Raw genomic sequence first — 18636 nt, 5'->3', positions numbered from 1 at the left:
TTAATACAGCGTTATTTTTTAGCGGGCTCTTTGGTAGCTACTTTTTTAACTTTAGCAGTGGCAGCGGCTTCTTTAACTGGAGCCTCTGCTTTCTTAGTTACAGTGCTTGCTTCAATTAGATCAGAGCTGCTTACTTTAAGTTTTTTAGATAGTTTTTTTGCTAATTTAGCTGCTGCTTTATTGATTTCTTTTTTGGCATCTTTCGGGTTGTAGTCCAATCCTGTAACTACTGCTTCAATTCCTGTGGCTATTTGAGTGTTTAATGATTTACGAAGTTCCTTGATTGCAGATTTGATAGCTGATCCCTTTTTTTTATCTTTCATGACATATTTTTTTAAGAATTACAAAACAACATAAAGATAGTGTAAATTTCATATTATCATTATGTTAACATTTGTTCGCTGCTTAACACGAAGTAAAGCTCGGCGTATTTGTTTAAAGCATCGTAACCTTTTATTAAGCACGAACTTAGCTAATCTTGAATGGTTTTAAATTGCAAAATAACTGATTGATAATTAGTGCATTAATTCTTTTTTTACAATTCTATGTACTACCAAACCTATATACTTTATATATTTGCTTTATGAAAACAGTGAATTGTAGCGTTAAATACATGATCATGCAATGCATGAAAGGGTAAGACTACGGACTGTTTGGAACAAAACTTTTAAAAGCTTCTTCAGTCTCCCCGACAAAGAAGCTTTTTTTAAATTAGACCTAACAAAAGATGCAGAGCTTTAGAACAGAGTTAGAAAATCCTATTGTCGAAAAAGATATAATCGATCTTGAAAAGAAGATCAGGGAATTCCGCGAGGGTAAAATCCATGATGAGAAATTTAGAAGCTTGCGTTTGGCGCGTGGTGTTTATGGCCAAAGACAGCCCGGCGTTCAAATGGTACGTATTAAACTGCCATTTGGTAAAGTAACTTTCAATCAGCTTTTACGTATTGCAGATGTATCTGATGAATATGCAAGCGGGAACTTACACCTGACAACCCGCCAGGATATTCAAATTCACTATGTAAGCTTAGACAGGACTCCCCAGCTTTGGGAAGAACTTCAACGTGACGATGTAACCATTCGCGAAGCTTGTGGAAACACTGTTCGTAATGTAACCTCTTCTCCGGATTCAGGTATAAATCCAAACGAACCATTTGATGTATCGCCGTATGCGCATGCATTTTTTAAATATTTTTTACGTAACCCTATTTGCCAGGAGATGGGCAGAAAGATTAAATTTTCTTTCTCTTCTGATGAAACAGATACGGCATTTAGTTATATCCACGACCTTGGTTTTATTCCGAAAATTAACGAGCAGGGCGAGCGTGGTTTTAAAGTTGTTTTAGGTGGTGGTTTAGGGGCTCAGCCATTTTTAGCTGAACCTGTTCACGATTTTCTGCACGAAGACCAGATCATTCCTTATGCTGAAGCAATGCTAAGGGTGTTTGATCGTTACGGGGAAAGAACCAATAGAAATAAAGCGCGTTTAAAATACCTGGTTCAGAAACTTGGCTTAGAAGAAGTTGTTAGGCTTATTGAAGAAGAGCGTGTTGCCAATAAATCAAAATCTTTTAAAATAGACCGTGATGCTGTACCTGATCCTCAGGTGCCTGAATTATTGGATTATCCTGCTTTGGATGATGTGGTAAATTCACTGGACTATAAACACTGGCGCGCTACTAACGCTTTTGTTCAAAAACAAGAGGGTTTTTATGGTGTGTACATCAAAGTAACTAAAGGTGATATCCCAACCGATCTCGCCCGTAAACTGGTTGATGCAATTAGTCCTTTTGCGGCTGACGAGATTCGTGTTACCCAGAATCAGGGCTTATTATTGAAATATGTTAGAGAAGGTGCTTTACCTTCATTATATGTTGAACTTAAAGCTTTAGGTTTTGCTAAACCTGGGTTTGATAGTGTTGGCGACGTAACTACCTGCCCGGGTACAGATACTTGTAACCTTGGTATATCAAACAGCATGTCACTTTCGGTTGCTTTGGAAGACGTGATCTACGAGGAATATCCGGAATTGATTTACGACAAAGACCTTAAAATAAAGATCAGTGGATGTATGAACTCTTGCGGACAGCATGGTTTGGCTCACATTGGTTTTCATGGTAGCTCTGTAAAGGCTAATGGTAAAGTTGTACCTGCAGTACAGGTAATGCTTGGCGGTGGTACAGTTGGTAACGGAGAAGGCAGGGTAGCTGAGCGTGTAATTAAAGCGCCATCTAAACGTGCTACCGATGTTTTAAGAACATTATTAAATGACTTTGGCGCTAAAGCCGAAAAAGAAGAAGGCTTTAACAAGTATTATGACAGAAACGGTAAAGATTATTTTTACCAATTGTTGAAACCACTTGCTGATCTTACTAATCTTAAAGACGAAGAGTATGTAGATTGGGGCCATGAAGAAACTTTTGAAACTGCTATTGGTGTTGGTGAATGTGCGGGTGTGGTAATAGATCTTGTGGCTACTTTGTTATTAGAATCTGAAGAGAAATTAGGTTGGGCTAAAGCTTCGTACGAGGCTGGGGCATGGTCTGATGCCATTTATCATACTTACGCAGTATTTGTTGGTTCAGCCAAAGCTTTATTGCTTGATAAAGGTGTGAACAGCAGCACTCAGATTGGTGTGATCAGAGAGTTCGATAAAAACTACGTTGAAACCGGAGAAGTTGTACTTGAAGGTTCATTTAATGACCTGGTACTTCAAATTAACAAAAACGAGCCTACAGAAGCGTTTGCAACTGCTTACTTAGCTGATGTTGAGCGTTTTTATAACTCAATTAAAGGAACAAGAGGGGAGTAACCTAATGATCACTCACAAAAATATATATAACAGAGAGCCAAGGATCACGCTTGTGGGCGCGGGTCCCGGTGATCCTGAACTGATCACAATGAAAGGTGCCAATGCACTTAAAACTGCTGATGTAGTTTTGTATGATGCATTGGTTAATGAAGGAGTTTTGGATTATGCCAACCCTGATGCCATTAAGGTATATGTTGGTAAAAGATCTGGTGAACATTCGTATGGTCAGGATGCAATAAACAAACTGATGATCGATTATGCCCTTAATTACGGCCACGTGGTTCGTTTAAAAGGTGGCGATCCGTTTGTGTTTGGCAGGGGATATGAGGAATTGGACTTTGCTGTGGGTTATAGTGTGCCTGTAACGGTTGTTCCCGGTTTATCCAGCTCTATATCTGTACCTGGTTTGCAGCAAATCCCGGTTACACACCGCGGACTTAGCGAAAGCTTCTGGGTGGTAACAGGTACTACCTCTTCCGGAAAAATATCTAATGACCTTTATGAGGCTGCACGATCAAAAGCTACCGTAGTGGTGTTGATGGGATTGGGTAAGCTTAAAGAGATTGTGAAACTGTTTCAGAACGAGGGTAAGAATTTATTGCCTGTTGCTGCTATTCAAAGCGGATCAACAGAGAATGAGAAACTAGCCGTGGGTACTGTAGATACGATTGTGGAACTGGTAGAAGAAAAAGGTATTGAGGCACCGGCATTGTTGATATTTGGTCAGGTGGTTTCTTTACATCCTTCTTTTCAGCCAATCAAGAATTTTTACCAGGCTTTAAAAGAAGAATTGTAGTTTTTATGGAAGGCAATCAGTTATTTCCTGTCTTCATAAAATTGAATACCATACATACCATACTTGTTGGCGCTGGCCCGGTTGGTTTGGAAAAGTTAACAGCAATATTAGGTAATAGCCCTGATGCCAGGGTTACCGTTATAGGGCTTGAGATTTTACCGGAGCTGCAGGAACTGGCTGACAAGCATGAGGGTGTAACAGTACTTCAAAAAGAGTTTGTTGCTGCCGATCTGGATGGTGCAGATTTGGTTGTGGCAGCTACAAATAATGGATTGCTGAATCAGGAAATCAGAATACAGGCCGACCAGCGCAATTTGCTGGTTAACTTTGCTGATAAACCTGACCTGTGTAACTTTTACCTGGGGTCTATTGTTAAAAAGGGTGATCTTAAAATAGCAATATCTACCAACGGTAAATCGCCAACCATTGCAAAACGGTTGAAAGAAGTGTTAAATGATAGTTTGCCTGACGAGTTGAATGATACTTTGCAGCAAATGGAGGCACTTAGAAATACACTTAATGGTGATTTTGCTTCGAAGGTTAAAAGACTGAATGAAGTAACATCGTTATTGGTTACTGAAAAATTGGCTTCAACTGAAGATGAAGAATCTTCTTTAGTTAAAGATAAGGAAGAGAAAAGCAAAAGAGGTAAGATGAAGTGGCTGATATGGCTGGCAATCGTATTTTCTTTTGTAATTGTTGTTACTGCATTTTGGCATAAAGAACCGGAATTTCAGGCTTACATTGAAAATCTGAACCCGATGTTTTACTGGTTCTTGCTGGGCGGTTTTATTTTTGCAATGATTGATGGTGCGATTGGAATGTCGTACGGTGTTACTACCACCTCATTCTCTTTGGCAATGGGTGTTCCACCGGCTTCGGCCAGTATGGGTGTTCATCTTTCTGAGATTTTGAGTAACGGTATAGCTGGCTGGATGCACTATCGCTTTGGTAATGTGAACTGGAAATTGTTCAGGTTATTGCTTATCCCCGGAATTGTGGGTGCGGTAACAGGAGCATACCTGTTATCATCATTAGAGCATTATAGTAATTATACCAAGCCGGTTGTTTCTTTATATACTTTAATACTGGGATTTGTAATCCTTTCTAAAGCGTATAAAGCAAACGCCAAAACAACAGGCCCAAAGAAAAAAATAAAGAAAGTTTCATTGCTGGGTTTGTTTGGTGGTTTTATTGATGCTGTTGGTGGCGGAGGCTGGGGTTCTATTGTTTTGTCGAGCTTAATAGCCGGCGGAAGAAATGCCCGGTTTTCATTAGGAACAGTAAAGATAACGCGCTTTTTTATTGCGTTGATGAGCTCGCTGACCTTTATAACCATGTTAAATGGGGCACATTGGGAGGCGGTAGGAGGTTTGGTTATCGGTAGTGCACTTGCATCGCCAATTGCGGCAAGGGTATCCAACAAGATCTCTGCTAAAACTATTATGGTTTCGGTAGGTATTCTTGTCATTCTGGTAAGCTTAAGAAGCATCATCAACTTTATCCTCAAATTAGTTTAGTCATGAAGGAAAAATTAGAAGAAATAGCAGAAAAAATAAAAGGACTTGATCCGGTTGATGCACTTAAATTCTTTGCAAGTGAGTATCCCGGTAAGATTGTTTTTTCTACCAGCTTTGGCTGGGAAGATCAGGTGATTACACACATGATCTTTGCAAATGATATTCCTATTGAGGTTTTTACATTGGAAACCGGAAGGTTGTTTCCAGAAACGTATTACGTGTGGAACCGTACTTTAGAAATTTATAAGAAACCAATATTGGCTTATTTCCCACAGGCAGAGGCTGTACAGGAAATGGTGAATAAAAAGGGCCCGAGCAGCTTTTATGAATCGGTAGAGAACAGAAAAGAATGCTGCGGAATTCGTAAACTAGAACCTTTAAGACGTGCTTTAAACGGTAATCAGCTATGGATTACCGGTATCAGATCTGAGCAATCTGTAAACAGGCACGATATGACCAACCTGGAGTGGGATGAGCAAAATCAGTTGATCAAGTTTCACCCGATCTTTTTCTGGTCGCTGGATGAGGTGAAGGAATACATTAAAACGAATAATATTGTTTACAACACATTACACGATAAGGGTTTCCCCAGTATAGGATGTGCTCCTTGTACAAGAGCAGTAAGGGAAGGCGAGGATTTTAGAGCCGGCCGTTGGTGGTGGGAAGATCAATCAAAAAAAGAATGTGGTTTACACGCCACTTCGTAATTGCAACAAAGAAAATGAGTAAGTATAATTTAGATTATTTAGACGAATTAGAGGCCGAGGCAATTCACATTTTACGTGAAGTTGCGGGGCAATTTGAAAAACCTGCCTTGTTGTTTTCGGGAGGTAAGGATTCAATTACATTGGTGCGTTTAGCTGAAAAGGCTTTCAGACCAGGTAAATTTCCTTTCCCTTTGGTGCATATTGACACCGGACACAACTTTGAGGAAACCATTACCTATAGGGACAAAATGATTGAACGCATTGGCGAAAAGCTGATTGTTGGTTCGGTTCAGGATTCTATTGACCAGGGTAAAGTGGTAGAGCAAAAAGGTAAAAACGCCAGCAGAAATTCTCTGCAAACGGTTACACTTTTAGATACTATTGCTGCACACGGTTTTGATGCTTGTATTGGTGGGGCCCGCAGAGATGAGGAAAAAGCCCGCGCTAAAGAACGTATCTTCTCGGTAAGGGATGAGTTCGGGCAATGGGATCCGAAACGTCAGCGTCCGGAGCTGTGGAACATTTATAATGGAAAGATCCACAAAGGTGAGAACGTTCGTGTTTTCCCTATCAGTAACTGGACTGAGCTTGACGTTTGGAATTACATTCGTCGGGAGAACATTGAATTACCTTCTATTTATTTTGCTCATGAAAGAGATGTAATTACCCGTAATGGTCAGCTAATGGCTGCTTCTCCGTTTCTGAATATGGATGAAGAGGACATTGTTGAGCACAAGAAAGTGCGTTTCCGTACGGTTGGCGATATGAGCTGTACTGCCGCGGTTGAATCTGACGCAGATCAACTGGAAGATATCATTGCTGAAATCAGCGCATCAAAGATTAGTGAACGCGGAGCCCGCATGGACGATAAGGTATCGGAAGCTGCAATGGAAGACCGCAAAAAAGGAGGATACTTTTAATGAATTTACTTAAATTTTTTACAGCCGGTAGTGTTGATGATGGTAAAAGCACACTTATTGGACGGTTGTTATATGATACAGATTCCATTTTGGCTGATCAGTTAGAGGCTTTACAGCAGTCTAACCGTAAAAACGATGATGGATCAATTGACCTTGCTATTTTAACCGACGGCCTAAGAGCTGAAAGAGAGCAGGGAATTACCATTGATGTGGCTTATAAATATTTTCAGACTGAGAAACGTAAGTTTATCATAGCTGATACCCCTGGCCATATTCAGTATACCCGTAACATGATTACCGGTGCATCTACCGCCAAACTTGCCATCATTTTAATTGATGCACGTAATGGTGTGATTGAGCAAACCATCAGACACTCTTACCTGGTTTCTTTATTGGGTATTGAGCATGTTGTGGTATGCCTAAACAAAATGGACATGGTTGATTTTAGCGAAGAGGTATTTAACACGATTACTGACAGGTACAGAACACTTGCTGCTGATTTAAGCCTAAAGGATGTTACTTTTATTCCTATTAGTGCTTTAAAAGGCGATAATGTAGTCAATGAATCAGAACATATGCCTTGGTATAAAGGGCAAAGCCTGCTTCATTTCCTGGAGAATGTTGATGTAGAGACCGGACCTGATTATAACCTTGCCCGTATGCCTGTGCAGTGGGTGGTTAGACCTCAGACTGATGAGCTTCATGATTACAGAGGTTATGCGGGCCGTGTGCTTAGTGGATCATTTAATGTAAATGATAAAGTAACAGTATTGCCTTCGGGTACCAGTTCAGTAATTGAACGTATAGAGATATTTGATCAAACTCCTTCTGAAGTGCATGCAGGTCAGTCGGTAACACTTCACCTGAAAGATAATATAGATATTAGTCGTGGTGATGTATTGGTAAACTCTGATCACTTACCTCAAAACTCTCAGCTGATCGAAGCGGATGTATGCTGGATGGATAAACGTCCTCTTGATGAGAGCATTACTTATTTATTGCAGCACAATAGTAAAGTTACTAAGTGTAAAATTCGGGAGATCATACACAAAGTTGATATCAATACGCTTGAAAAACAGGAAGCTTATGACTTTAAATTAAACGACATAGGCCGTATTGTAATCAAAACTGCTGATGCCCTTGCCTTTGACTTTTACACGGATAACAAAGCCAATGGCGCAGCCATTTTAATTGACAGCAGAACTAATTTAACTGTTGCTGCTTTGATGTTCAGAGCAATTGCAGATTAGTTTTCTTAATTGCTTTTGAAAAAATCAATATACTACTCAGAGTCTGGAACCTTTTGCCCTGAAAAAGGGCAAAAGTTCCTAGGTCTCTTTGCAATACAATTGATTTTTTGTTAGACGCTTAATCTGGAAAATGTTCTGCTAAACGGCCGATAAGGAGCCGTCAAGGTAGATTTGACCTGTTGTGCTAGTCTGATAAAGTGGTTTTCCTAGTCCGGGACCCTGACCACGAAGTAGCTGGCCAGCAAAATAAATTCAGGGTGACGATAGTTCCCTTCTCTCCTCCATCCCTTTACGTCTCCCTCTATAAATTCAATAAAAATGAAGTTGGCTAGTTTTTGCGCTTAGAAAAAAATGGATATGCGATGAAGAGACCTGGGAATTGTTTAGCTTCTTCAGCGTAACTGATTCCAGACGCTGAATAGTATGCCATTTTTTAAAAAACTAACCAACTTCATTTTTATTAAATTTTTTTCCTTTAATTATTTGCTTTCCCTATTGTAATCGCTAATTTGAGAGTGATTTATAAAACCTCAAATTATGGAAATTATACACCTTAGTGCCGAATGCTATCCTATTGCTAAAGTAGGTGGTTTGGGGGACGTTGTTGGTGCTTTGCCTAAGTATCAAAATAAACTTGGACATGTGGCTAAGGTTGTTATGCCTGCCTATCAGACCAAATTTATGCAAGAGAATGAGTTTGAGGTGGTGTATGATGGCTGGAGTAAACTGGGCTTCCATAACTTTCCTGTAAGAATTTTCAGAGAGAAAACCAATAAGCTTGGGTTTGATCTTTATCTGGTGCACATTTCAGGACTTATGGACCGGGAAAAGGTTTACGGTTATGATGATGATACAGAACGCTTTTTAGCTTACCAGATATCCGTTTTAGATTGGATTTCACAATGGGAGCATCGTCCTGATGTTGTTCATTGTCATGATCATCATACCGGTTTAGTGCCTTTTATGATGGCATACTGCCAGCAGTTTAGAAATATTAGCAACGTACCTACCATATTAACCATTCATAACGCCCAATATCAGGGGCAGTTCGGCTGGGACAAACTTCACTATATTCCGCCATTCGACTTATGGAAATCAGGCCAGCTTGACTGGAGAGGCTCCATCAATCCACTTGCATCAGCAATTAAGTGTGCCTGGAGGGTAACTACCGTTTCTCCAAGTTACCTTGACGAAATAAGCTTTAGGGCAAACGGACTGGAGGATTTGCTGGCGCAGGAGCGTGGGAAGTCTGTAGGGATCTTAAATGGGATTGACAATGATGTCTGGAATCCTTCGGCAGATGCCATGCTCGAAAAGCAATTTTCTATTAAAACAGTTGAGGCTGGTAAAAAGGCAAACAAAGCAGCACTTTGCAGTGTTTTTAACCTGAATCCCGAAAAACCTTTGTACACCTTTATTGGTAGATTGGTTGGAGAAAAAGGAGCAGACCTGCTACCGGATATATTTTACAACGCTTTGCATCAGGCAAATGGCGATATAAATGTACTGGTGCTAGGCTCCGGTGATCCGCAGGTGGAGGGGAGACTGAATCATTTAAAAGATGTTTTTCCCGGAAATTACAATGCTTATATAGGATATAATGAACAACTTTCTCATCAAATATATGCGGGAGCAGATTTTTTGCTTATGCCAAGTAGGGTAGAGCCTTGTGGCTTAAACCAGATGTATGCTTTAAGATATGGTACAATACCTATTGTAAGGCGTATTGGAGGGCTTAAAGACACGGTAATTGATATTGGTGATGCCGGTTTTGGAATATGCCACGACCAAACCAGCGTATGGGATGTGAACCATGCAATGGGGCGTGCCTATGAATTATATTTGGATAAGAAAAAAGTGAAAGAAATTCGTAAGTTTATGATGCAGCTCGATCATTCCTGGGATAATGCGGCACAACAGTATATTGATCTTTACCAAATTTAAATATGAATGAACATGACTGACAAAGTATTGGGTGTAATTCTTGGCGGCGGCCAGGGCTCTAGGTTAGCCCCTCTTACACAAACTCGCTCAAAACCTGCTGTGCCTATCGCAGGGAAATACAGATTGGTTGATATTCCAATCTCCAATTGCCTAAATTCCGGTATACACCGCATGTTTGTTTTAACGCAGTTCAACTCTGCATCTTTAAATAAGCACATTAAAAATACTTACCACTTTAGCCACTTTAGTCTGGCTTTTGTTGATATTCTGGCAGCCGAGCAAACGCCCGAGAATCCGACTTGGTTTCAGGGAACTGCCGATGCGGTAAGACAAACGATGCATCACTTGTTGAACCATGACTTTGAATATGTACTGATCTTATCAGGAGATCAGTTGTATCAGATGGACTTTAAAGAGATGGTGCAGGCACATATTGATAGTGGGGTACAGGTTACACTTGCAACCATACCTGTAAATGCTAAAGACGCTCCTGATTTCGGGATTCTTAAGGCAAATGAACAGAATATCATCACTTCATTTATTGAAAAACCTAAAACTAATCTGGGCGACTGGATTTCAGATACTGGCCCGGAGATGCATGCAGAGGGTCGGGATTATCTGGCTTCTATGGGTATCTATATCTTTAATAAGGATCTTTTAATCAAGATTTTTGCTGAGAATGAAGATGAGAAAGATTTCGGAAAAGAGATTATTCCAAGAATGCTTACTGAATATGATGTGTTAAGCTATCAATACGATGGTTACTGGACTGATATAGGTAATATATCTTCGTTTTTTGAGGCTAATCTTGGCTTAACTGATGATATTCCTAAATTCAACTTATTTGATAGCAGCCATAGTATTTTTACGCGTGCCCGTATGTTGCCACCATCAAAGATATTAGGAACAACTTTAGATAAAACCATTATTGCCGAAGGCTGTATTTTACAGGCTAAATGTATAAAACATGCTGTTATTGGTATCCGCTCAAGAATTGGAGTGGGTACTCATATAGAAAGCTGTTACATAATGGGTAGCGATAAGTACCAGACCCTGATTGAAATAGAGAAGGAAAAAGGCACTAAGCCACTGATAGGTATTGGCGACAACTGTAAAATTGTAAACGCAATAATTGACAAAAACAGTAGAATAGGCGACAATGTGACGATTATTGGGGGTGCACATTTACCTGATGGCGATCATGCGCTTTATACCGTTAAGGATGGTATTGTAGTAGTGAAAAAGGGTGCTATTATACCAGATGGTACAGTCATTTAATTATTGATATTTAAACACCAGAGAAAAAGTAGTTTTTTCGAAAGGAACTGATGCTACTTCCAAACTTCCCTGGTGCATTTTCATAATGTTTCGGGTAATGGTTAAGCCAATACCCGAACCATTTTTTCTGGTGGTAAAGAATGGTACGAAGATCTTTTCTAATAGCTCAGGTTCAATGCCCTTACCATTATCACTAACCTCAAAATATAACTTGTTCTGATCTAACCTGTAGTTAATCTCGATAACAGGATGCTCTGTTGTGCCCTCAAGTGCATAGATGCTATTGGTAACCAGGTTGATCAATGCTTGCTCTACCAGTTTTAAGTCTATGTTTATACTGATTTTTGAGGATGTTTGCTCTACTTTTAGTATGATGTTTCGGCCGCTGGCAAAGGGCTGCATTAGCACTTTAATATGCTGCAAAATCTCGCCAATGGTATGGTAATGTAAGTCTGGTGTTGGTAGCTCGGCTATTAAACGGTAATCTTTTACAAAGTCCAGCAAACCTTCCGATCTTCTTCTTATGGTTTTTATTGCAGGTTTTAAGTCTTCAAGTTCTTCAAAATTTAAACTCTGCTTATCGGCAATCATACCGTCTACCGTGTTAGAAAGGGAACTGATAGGGGTAATGGAATTCAATATTTCATGTGAGATAACCCCAATGAGCCTGTTCCATGCTTCTGATTCTTTTTGCTCAATCTCGTCCTTAATGTTTTGGAAGGATATGATGGTATAGTCTGTATTGTAAAGGTTTAGTGGGATTACTTCTGTAGATAGCTGGATTAGTTTATCTTGTATTTTAAGCTCCATAAACCGTTTACCTCCTTTGCCAATAGATTCTATCTCGGTAGCAAATTGGGGAATATGTTGTCCTAGCCTATGCCAGTATTTATATGCAGGTACATTTAATAATTGGGCAGCAGCCTGATTAAAGAATACAATTTCTTCATGTTTTGTATCTTCTCTTTCGTCTTTTATTACAATCACACCTACAGGAACCTGTTCCAGAATTGTTTTTATAAGCTGAAACATAGAATCCTTTTCAAGCTGTATATCCTTTTGGACCTGTATAATATCGTTAAATGATTCATACAATTCCGGAAAACTACCTCTGGTTGCTTTATTTTTGAAGTTTAAAGTATTGTCGCGCGTTTTTACTGCCAGAATAAATCTATTGATGTCGTCCCTGATCTGGTTAATGTAATAGTAGAGGCTTAGCATTGTACCAATCAATATGATGCTTAAACCTATTATGGTAAACCATAGCTCCGTTTTTTTGATGAGAAAAAACAACAGAACAGCCAGTGCATTGATGACCAGCAGGCGACTTATTAAACGGAAGGTAAAACGGTTGTAAAACATTATAAATCGAATTTTTCTATACGCCTGTAAAGTGCTGCACGTGTTAATCCAAGATCTGCTGCGGCTCTTGATATGTTTCCTTTGTGCTTATCTATTGCCTTTTGCACCATTAGTTTTTCCATTTCCTCCAAGCCCATATCAGATTGGATGGGTGTGCTACTGCCAAATTTCTGTGGACTGAGTTGCAGGTCGTTTACCCCGATCTTAAGGCTATCTGACATGATTACAGCTCGCTCAACTACATGCTGCAACTCACGAACATTCCCCGGCCAGTGGTAACTTAATAACATAGCTTCGGCCTTAGGTTCGAAATCCAGAATGCTTTTATGGTATTTGGTACTAAAAGTATTTAAGAAATGGCCTGCTAGAAGTAGGATATCATCTCCACGTTGTGCTAATCCTGGTAAAAGCAGCTCAACTGTATTTATTCTGAAAAGTAAATCCTGACGGAATGTACCTTTGGAGACCATTTCATTAAGCGGCATATTGGTTGCTGTGATCAGGCGTACATTGATCTTACGCTCTTTGCTTTCGCCCAAACGGTTAACCGTACGGTTCTGAATTACACTTAGGAGCTTTGCCTGTAATGGCATGGATAGGTTGCCAATCTCATCCAGAAATATTGTTCCACCTTCGGCCATTTCAAATCTTCCCGGCTTATCGTCTTTTGCATCAGTAAAGGCACCTTTAGCATAGCCAAATAATTCACTTTCGAACAGGTTTTCATTCAAAGAACCAAGATCTACATGCATAAATATCTGGTTCTTTCTGTGCGAGAGTTTGTGTAATTCATAAGCAAACACTTGCTTGCCGGTACCATTCTCTCCCAGAATCAATACATTGGCATCGGTTGGTGCTACTTTTATAAGCGTGTTTTGTAAATGCTTTATAGGTTCTGAGTTTCCTACAATGTTTTCAAACTGCCTGTTGATGTCCTTTTGCAAAGAAGAATGAATTCTTTCGAGCTTTTTTACTTTTTTGTTAGACTGCCTTAATCGTGAAGCGGCAGACAGTGTGGCAAATAGTTTTTCATTCTCCCATGGCTTTAATATGAAGTCTGTAGCGCCTTTTTTAATTGCCTGCACTGCAAGTTCAACATTGCCATAAGCTGTCATTAATATTACTACATAGTCTTTATCTATGGAAAGAATATGTTCCAGCCAGTAAATCCCTTCTCGTCCATCACTTGCTCCCTTTTGGTAATTCATATCAAGCAGAATGATATCTACTTCATTACGGCTTAGTAATACATTAATCTCTTTTGGTGATTTACAAGTGATTACCTGACTAAAATGCTGCTTTAAAAATAATCTTGCACTTAAAAGGATATCATCATCATCATCAATGACTAAAACGGTTGCATCTATCATTGTAATAAAAAATTTGTTAACCAAAAATACTAAAAGTGTTCGATGATGTACATCGAGTGTCCGATTTTGAACATGTTTTGTTTTGTGTTATATTTAATCAGTTGATTTACAGATGTCTAAAAGTTATTTGAGCAGTTGGCATATACTTGGCTTAGCGGTAAGTGTTAAGCGTAGAAAATAAAATGGATAAGAAAATAGAGAAAAAAAGATTCAATAAGAAAACCATCCTTATGCTGGTAGGAGGAGTGATCTTTGTGGGTCTTGTTGCATATGGGTACAGTTTGTCATTAAACAAAGTTTACAATGCCGATCCGGATAAAATCACCATCAATAAAGTACTTTATGGAGATTTTGAAGATGTAGTTTTATTAAATACCAGTGTTGTTCCGTTAACTTCTGTAATTGTCAGTTCTCCTGAAGGTGGTACTGTTGCAGAGATCTTTACTGAAAATGGAGCCAGTGTAGTAAAAGGAACACCTCTTTTAAGAATTACAAATCCCAATGCTTTATCTAGTTATACCTCTAGTGAGACCAGTATAATTGAACAGATCAATCAGCTGCGTAAGCTTAGGTTAGATCTTGAACAAAACCAAAGGGTGATGAGCCAGGATATGATGGATATTGAGAATAGTTTAAGAACGGCAACACGTAAATATAAAATAGACAGTGTATTGTATTCAAAAAAGGTAATCACTTTGCAGGAGTTTAACATATCAAGTCAGGACTATGAATATTATCAAGGTCGTAAAAAAATCCTGAGAGAAGCTGTAAAGCAAGAAAACCAGAGTCGTACGATGCAATTGCAACAAATAGATTTCTCTATAAGCAGAATGAACGAAAGTTTAGAAACCATTAGACAGAATATTGAAAATATGACCATTAAAGCTCCCGTTGCAGGCCGCTTATCATCATATGATCCGGTAACAGGTAAATCATATAATGCTAATGAAATGCTTGGTAAAATTGATGTGTTACAAGGTTATAAATTACAGGCTGGTGTTGATGAATATTACATTAACAGGGTAAAAGAAGGCCAGTCGGCAAACTGTGAATTTAACGGTAAAACCTACCGTTTAACGGTTAAAAAGGTAATCCCTGAGGTAACTGCCGGTCAGTTCCAAATAGAATTGACATTTGATGGTGCATCGCCGGATGGCTTAAGAAGAGGTTTATCGTTGCAGGTAAAACTAACCTTGTCTGATAACAGTAAATCGTTACTTCTGGCACAGGGACAGTTTTTTCAAAGCACTGGCGGGTCATGGGCGTTTGTACTTAAAGACGGGAAAGCAACAAAAAGAAATATAAAGATTGGACGTAAAAACCATCTGTATTATGAAGTACTGGAAGGTTTACAAAAGAATGAGGAAGTAATTACTTCATCTTATGATCAGTTCAATCAGTATGATATAATTGAAGTTAGTAAATAGAAATTAGTTTAGTTTTAGTTTAGTTAGATAGGAAAGGCCTTCTCTGTATCTGTGCGAGGAGCAGAGAAACTTTCCTATTACTAAAATAAAAAAATAGCATATATAAAATAGATTAACACCATAAAAATATAACCATGATAAAAATTGAGAATCTGGAAAAAGTTTACAAAACTGAAGAAATAGAAACAACTGCCTTAAATGGTATTAATCTTCATGTAAAAGAAGGAGAGTTTGTTTCTATAATGGGGCCTTCCGGTTGCGGCAAGTCTACCTTATTAAATGTAATGGGTTTGCTGGATAAACCTGAAAGTGGTAGTTATAAATTTATTGATACTGAGCTTCTGAAACTGAACGATAGAGAGCGTTCTAACTTTAGAAAACGTAATATGGGATTCGTATTCCAGAACTTTAACCTGATTGATGAACTGACAGTTTTTGAAAACATTGAACTGCCGCTGATCTATAACAAAGTTGCCGCGGGCGAACGCAAGCGCCTTGTAAATGAGATTATAGAACGGATGAATATTGTAAACCGAAGCGGACACTTCCCACAACAACTCTCTGGAGGACAGCAACAGCGTGTTGCTGTTGCCAGAGCTTTGGTAACCAAACCTAAACTGGTACTGGCCGATGAGCCTACCGGTAATTTGGACAGTTCACATGGTAATGAAGTAATGGAGTTATTGTGTGAGCTGAACGAAACAGGAACTACCATTGTAATGGTAACGCACTCTTCACATGATGCCAGTTTCTCTAACAGGATCATCAACCTGAAGGATGGACATGTTATTTCTGAAAAAATTAATAAGGGGCGTACAGAGGAATTGATCTAATTCCCTTAATAACTAGGTTACTATGTTTAAACTGAATCTTAAAATAGCATTGCGGAACCTCTGGAAAAACAAGGGATATACCTTTATAAACGTGCTTGGTCTTTCAATTGGAATGGCCAGCTGTATCCTTATTTTTATGTTTATCCGCTTCCAGCTGAGTTTTGATGAGGGATATAAAAATGAAGAAAGGATTTTCAGAGTAGTAACCAATTGGAAGTATAATGCCTTTGATGATTACTCTGCAGGAGTTCCTGTTCCTTTTGCAGCCGCGGCACGAAATGAAATTGCAGGATTTGAAAAGGTTGGCTCGATAGTAAAGCGTGGTGGTATTTTGCATGTGAAAGACCAGACAGGAAGAGAGGTCATTAAAACACAGGAAGCGGTATATTATGCCGACCCTGATTTTTTTGAAGTTTTTAATGATATCAGATGGCAATATGGCAAACCTCAGCAAGCACTATCTAAGCCTAATACCGTCGTTTTATCCGAAGCATTTGCAATTAAGTTTTTCGGGACAGCAGAACATGCTATTGGCAAAACCATTACATTGGGTGCCAAAACAAACCTTGAGGTAACAGGCGTAATACAGGACATGCCTCAAAATAGCAGTTTTCCGCTTGGGATCGTTATCAGTTATCAGACATACTATGGCCGGAATATCACGAACTGGGATTCTGTTAATTCGAGCTCATCAAGTTATGTTCTTTTAAAAGCCGGAGTGACCCTTGCTGATATGCAGGTGCCTTTAGATAAGTTTAATAAAAAGTATTATCCGATTCAGAAAATTGCTGGTAATCAAAACAATCAACTTCAGGCATTAAGAGATATTCATTTTAGTACACAATACGATAATTTCCTTGAATCGACAATTGGTAAAAGCGAAATCTATGGGTTAGCAATAATAGGCCTGTTCCTTATTCTAACAGCATGCATCAATTTTATAAATTTAAGCACTGCTCAATCTGTAAATCGCTCAAAAGAAATTGGTGTTCGCAAGGTTATGGGTAGCAAGCGGAAACAACTTATCGCACAGTTTTTAACCGAAACTTTTGCTCAAAGCTTAATCGCACTGTTAATTGCCTGTGTTATTGCCGAACTGGCAATACCGCCAATGCAAAATCTTTTTAAAGGACAAATTGAATTTAGTCTCTTCAGCCACATGAGCATTTTAGTATTCATGGTGCTTTTGGTTGTTTTTGTAGGTTTTCTTGCTGGCTTTTATCCTGCACTTATCATTTCCAGATTAAACCCTGTGTTGGCCATAAAAAATAAAATTTCTTTAAATGGTGGCAGTTTAAGCCTTCGTAAATTTTTGGTTGTGGTTCAATTTTCAATAACTGTGGTTTTGATTATCGGAACATTGGTAATCATCAGGCAAATGGAATATGTACAAAAGAAATCTTTAGGCTTTGACCCGAACGCAGTTGCAATGGTTGGCATTTTGACCGATAGCACAAGCAAGACTAAATATAATACGTTTAAAGAACAGATATTGCAGGTTCCTGGGATTGAGTCCCTTAGTTTTTGCCAGACAGCCCCATTATCAAACGATGTAAATTCGACCGATTTCACTTATAATGGAATAAAAAATAAAGATTTTGAATTAAGAACTGTAAGAGCAGATGAAAATTATTTCGAGCTTTTTGACCTTAAGTTAATTGCAGGTAAGATTTTTCTGAAAAGCGATACGGCTAATGGATGTGTGGTGAATGAAACGTTTCTGAAAAAAATTAATGTCACAAATCCTCAGGATGTGATAGGGAAAGTTATAGATGCAAGTGGCAACATCCTACCAATTACCGGCGTAGTTAAAGATTATAATGATAAATCATTAAAAGAAAGTATTTCAGGAATTGCAATTTTTCCTGGGAAACAAGAATACTGGAATGTCGCTATTAAAATAGATGCTAAACAAATTATGCCTGCAATGAAACAGGTAGAAAGAATTTGGAACAGCACTTTTCCAAACGGTATTTATCAGGCAAATTTTGTTAACGACAGAATAAACGGTTATTATGAGAGCGAACAAATAACCGGTGCATTGTTTAAAGTTTTTGCCGGCGTAATTATTTTCATCTCATTTATCGGTTTGTTCGGCTTAATTTCCTTCGTAGCTACGCAAAGAACTCGCGAAGTAGCAATCAGAAAAGTATTAGGTGCTTCAACCATAGAATTAGTGAAAATGTTGAACGGCTCTTTTTTGATTATGGTTTTCATTGCAAATCTAATTGCCTGGCCACTGGCTTATTTATTTGTCAATAAATGGCTGTCTGGTTTTGCCTACCGTATGGATTTAACGATATGGCCTTTTGTATTGGCTATGGTTATCTCGATGCTCATTACCCTAATTACTGTGAGTTTAAGATCATATAAGGCTGCAATTGCAAATACTATTGACGCACTTAAATACGAATAAT

At 38.8% G+C, this 18636-nt stretch carries 14 protein-coding genes; 11 read left to right on the top strand and 3 right to left on the bottom strand.

Features of this window, described 5'->3' with window-relative positions:
- Positions 1–11: 11 nt before the first annotated feature.
- Complete coding sequence (locus tag HQN86_RS08835; protein WP_172660639.1) at positions 12–323, bottom strand: hypothetical protein; 312 nt, start codon at positions 321–323, stop codon at positions 12–14.
- A gap of 404 nt (positions 324–727) precedes the next feature.
- Here HQN86_RS08835 and HQN86_RS08830 point away from each other — a divergent pair, with 404 nt between their 5' ends.
- The 8 genes from HQN86_RS08830 to HQN86_RS08795 all read left to right on the top strand — a co-directional run bounded on the left by HQN86_RS08830 (position 728) and on the right by HQN86_RS08795 (position 11227).
- Positions 728–2812, top strand: coding sequence for a HEPN domain-containing protein (locus HQN86_RS08830; RefSeq protein ID WP_172660638.1), 2085 nt, complete (start codon positions 728–730; stop codon positions 2810–2812).
- Between the two features lie 4 nt (positions 2813–2816).
- Positions 2817–3608, top strand: coding sequence for a uroporphyrinogen-III C-methyltransferase (gene cobA, locus HQN86_RS08825; RefSeq protein ID WP_048904363.1), 792 nt, complete (start codon positions 2817–2819; stop codon positions 3606–3608).
- Between the two features lie 5 nt (positions 3609–3613).
- The gene (locus tag HQN86_RS08820; protein WP_172660637.1) at positions 3614–5128 is read left to right on the top strand and encodes a TSUP family transporter; all 1515 of its coding nucleotides are present in this window, start codon (positions 3614–3616) and stop codon (positions 5126–5128) included.
- Between the two features lie 2 nt (positions 5129–5130).
- Positions 5131–5835, top strand: coding sequence for a phosphoadenylyl-sulfate reductase (locus tag HQN86_RS08815; protein ID WP_172660636.1), 705 nt, complete (start codon positions 5131–5133; stop codon positions 5833–5835).
- A gap of 14 nt (positions 5836–5849) precedes the next feature.
- On the top strand, positions 5850–6755 hold the full coding sequence (gene cysD, locus HQN86_RS08810) for a sulfate adenylyltransferase subunit CysD (protein WP_048904366.1): 906 nt from the start codon (positions 5850–5852) through the stop codon (positions 6753–6755).
- A complete protein-coding gene (locus HQN86_RS08805) occupies positions 6755–8005 on the top strand; it encodes a sulfate adenylyltransferase subunit 1 (protein ID WP_172660635.1) in 1251 nt (416 codons plus the stop codon). Before cysD ends, HQN86_RS08805 begins: the two co-directional genes overlap by 1 nt.
- 537 nt (positions 8006–8542) lie before the next feature.
- The gene (locus tag HQN86_RS08800) at positions 8543–9949 is read left to right on the top strand and encodes a glycogen synthase (RefSeq protein WP_172660634.1); all 1407 of its coding nucleotides are present in this window, start codon (positions 8543–8545) and stop codon (positions 9947–9949) included.
- Between the two features lie 12 nt (positions 9950–9961).
- Positions 9962–11227 (top strand): glucose-1-phosphate adenylyltransferase, encoded by a 1266-nt coding sequence (locus HQN86_RS08795; RefSeq protein WP_172660633.1) that lies wholly within the window; start codon positions 9962–9964, stop codon positions 11225–11227.
- Here HQN86_RS08795 and HQN86_RS08790 read toward each other — a convergent pair whose 3' ends face one another.
- Together HQN86_RS08790 and HQN86_RS08785 are read right to left on the bottom strand one after the other, a co-directional pair.
- On the bottom strand, positions 11228–12589 hold the full coding sequence (locus HQN86_RS08790) for a sensor histidine kinase (protein ID WP_172660632.1): 1362 nt from the start codon (positions 12587–12589) through the stop codon (positions 11228–11230).
- Positions 12589–13959 carry a sigma-54-dependent transcriptional regulator gene (locus tag HQN86_RS08785; protein WP_172660631.1) on the bottom strand — a complete coding sequence of 457 codons (1371 nt, stop codon included), beginning with the start codon at positions 13957–13959 and terminating at the stop codon, positions 12589–12591. Before HQN86_RS08785 ends, HQN86_RS08790 begins: the two co-directional genes overlap by 1 nt.
- 182 nt (positions 13960–14141) lie before the next feature.
- On the opposite strand from HQN86_RS08785, the gene HQN86_RS08780 reads away from it, so the two are divergent.
- From HQN86_RS08780 to HQN86_RS08770, 3 genes are all read left to right on the top strand, one after another.
- The gene (locus HQN86_RS08780) at positions 14142–15386 is read left to right on the top strand and encodes an efflux RND transporter periplasmic adaptor subunit (RefSeq protein WP_172660630.1); all 1245 of its coding nucleotides are present in this window, start codon (positions 14142–14144) and stop codon (positions 15384–15386) included.
- Between the two features lie 134 nt (positions 15387–15520).
- Complete coding sequence (locus HQN86_RS08775) at positions 15521–16219, top strand: ABC transporter ATP-binding protein (RefSeq protein ID WP_068890251.1); 699 nt, start codon at positions 15521–15523, stop codon at positions 16217–16219.
- A 22-nt stretch (positions 16220–16241) separates the two neighbouring features.
- Positions 16242–18635, top strand: coding sequence for an ABC transporter permease (locus HQN86_RS08770; protein WP_172660629.1), 2394 nt, complete (start codon positions 16242–16244; stop codon positions 18633–18635).
- The last annotated feature ends 1 nt before the right edge of the window (position 18636 follow it).

This window comes from Pedobacter panaciterrae (genome assembly GCF_013204795.1).
Lineage (GTDB): Bacteria > Bacteroidota > Bacteroidia > Sphingobacteriales > Sphingobacteriaceae > Pedobacter > Pedobacter panaciterrae.
This window is presented reverse-complemented; position numbering and strand designations above follow the sequence as displayed.

Excerpts from the sequence above, each read along its gene's own strand:
- HQN86_RS08835 (WP_172660639.1), bottom strand. The coding sequence starts at position 323 with ATGAAAGATAAAAAAAAGGGATCAGCTATCAAATCTGCAATCAAGGAA.
- HQN86_RS08830 (WP_172660638.1), top strand. The coding sequence starts at position 728 with ATGCAGAGCTTTAGAACAGAGTTAGAAAATCCTATTGTCGAAAAAGAT.
- cobA (WP_048904363.1), top strand. The coding sequence starts at position 2,817 with ATGATCACTCACAAAAATATATATAACAGAGAGCCAAGGATCACGCTT.
- HQN86_RS08820 (WP_172660637.1), top strand. The coding sequence starts at position 3,614 with ATGGAAGGCAATCAGTTATTTCCTGTCTTCATAAAATTGAATACCATA.
- HQN86_RS08815 (WP_172660636.1), top strand. The coding sequence starts at position 5,131 with ATGAAGGAAAAATTAGAAGAAATAGCAGAAAAAATAAAAGGACTTGAT.
- cysD (WP_048904366.1), top strand. The coding sequence starts at position 5,850 with ATGAGTAAGTATAATTTAGATTATTTAGACGAATTAGAGGCCGAGGCA.
- HQN86_RS08805 (WP_172660635.1), top strand. The coding sequence starts at position 6,755 with ATGAATTTACTTAAATTTTTTACAGCCGGTAGTGTTGATGATGGTAAA.
- HQN86_RS08800 (WP_172660634.1), top strand. The coding sequence starts at position 8,543 with ATGGAAATTATACACCTTAGTGCCGAATGCTATCCTATTGCTAAAGTA.
- HQN86_RS08795 (WP_172660633.1), top strand. The coding sequence starts at position 9,962 with ATGACTGACAAAGTATTGGGTGTAATTCTTGGCGGCGGCCAGGGCTCT.
- HQN86_RS08790 (WP_172660632.1), bottom strand. The coding sequence starts at position 12,589 with ATGTTTTACAACCGTTTTACCTTCCGTTTAATAAGTCGCCTGCTGGTC.
- HQN86_RS08785 (WP_172660631.1), bottom strand. The coding sequence starts at position 13,959 with ATGATAGATGCAACCGTTTTAGTCATTGATGATGATGATGATATCCTT.
- HQN86_RS08780 (WP_172660630.1), top strand. The coding sequence starts at position 14,142 with ATGGATAAGAAAATAGAGAAAAAAAGATTCAATAAGAAAACCATCCTT.
- HQN86_RS08775 (WP_068890251.1), top strand. The coding sequence starts at position 15,521 with ATGATAAAAATTGAGAATCTGGAAAAAGTTTACAAAACTGAAGAAATA.
- HQN86_RS08770 (WP_172660629.1), top strand. The coding sequence starts at position 16,242 with ATGTTTAAACTGAATCTTAAAATAGCATTGCGGAACCTCTGGAAAAAC.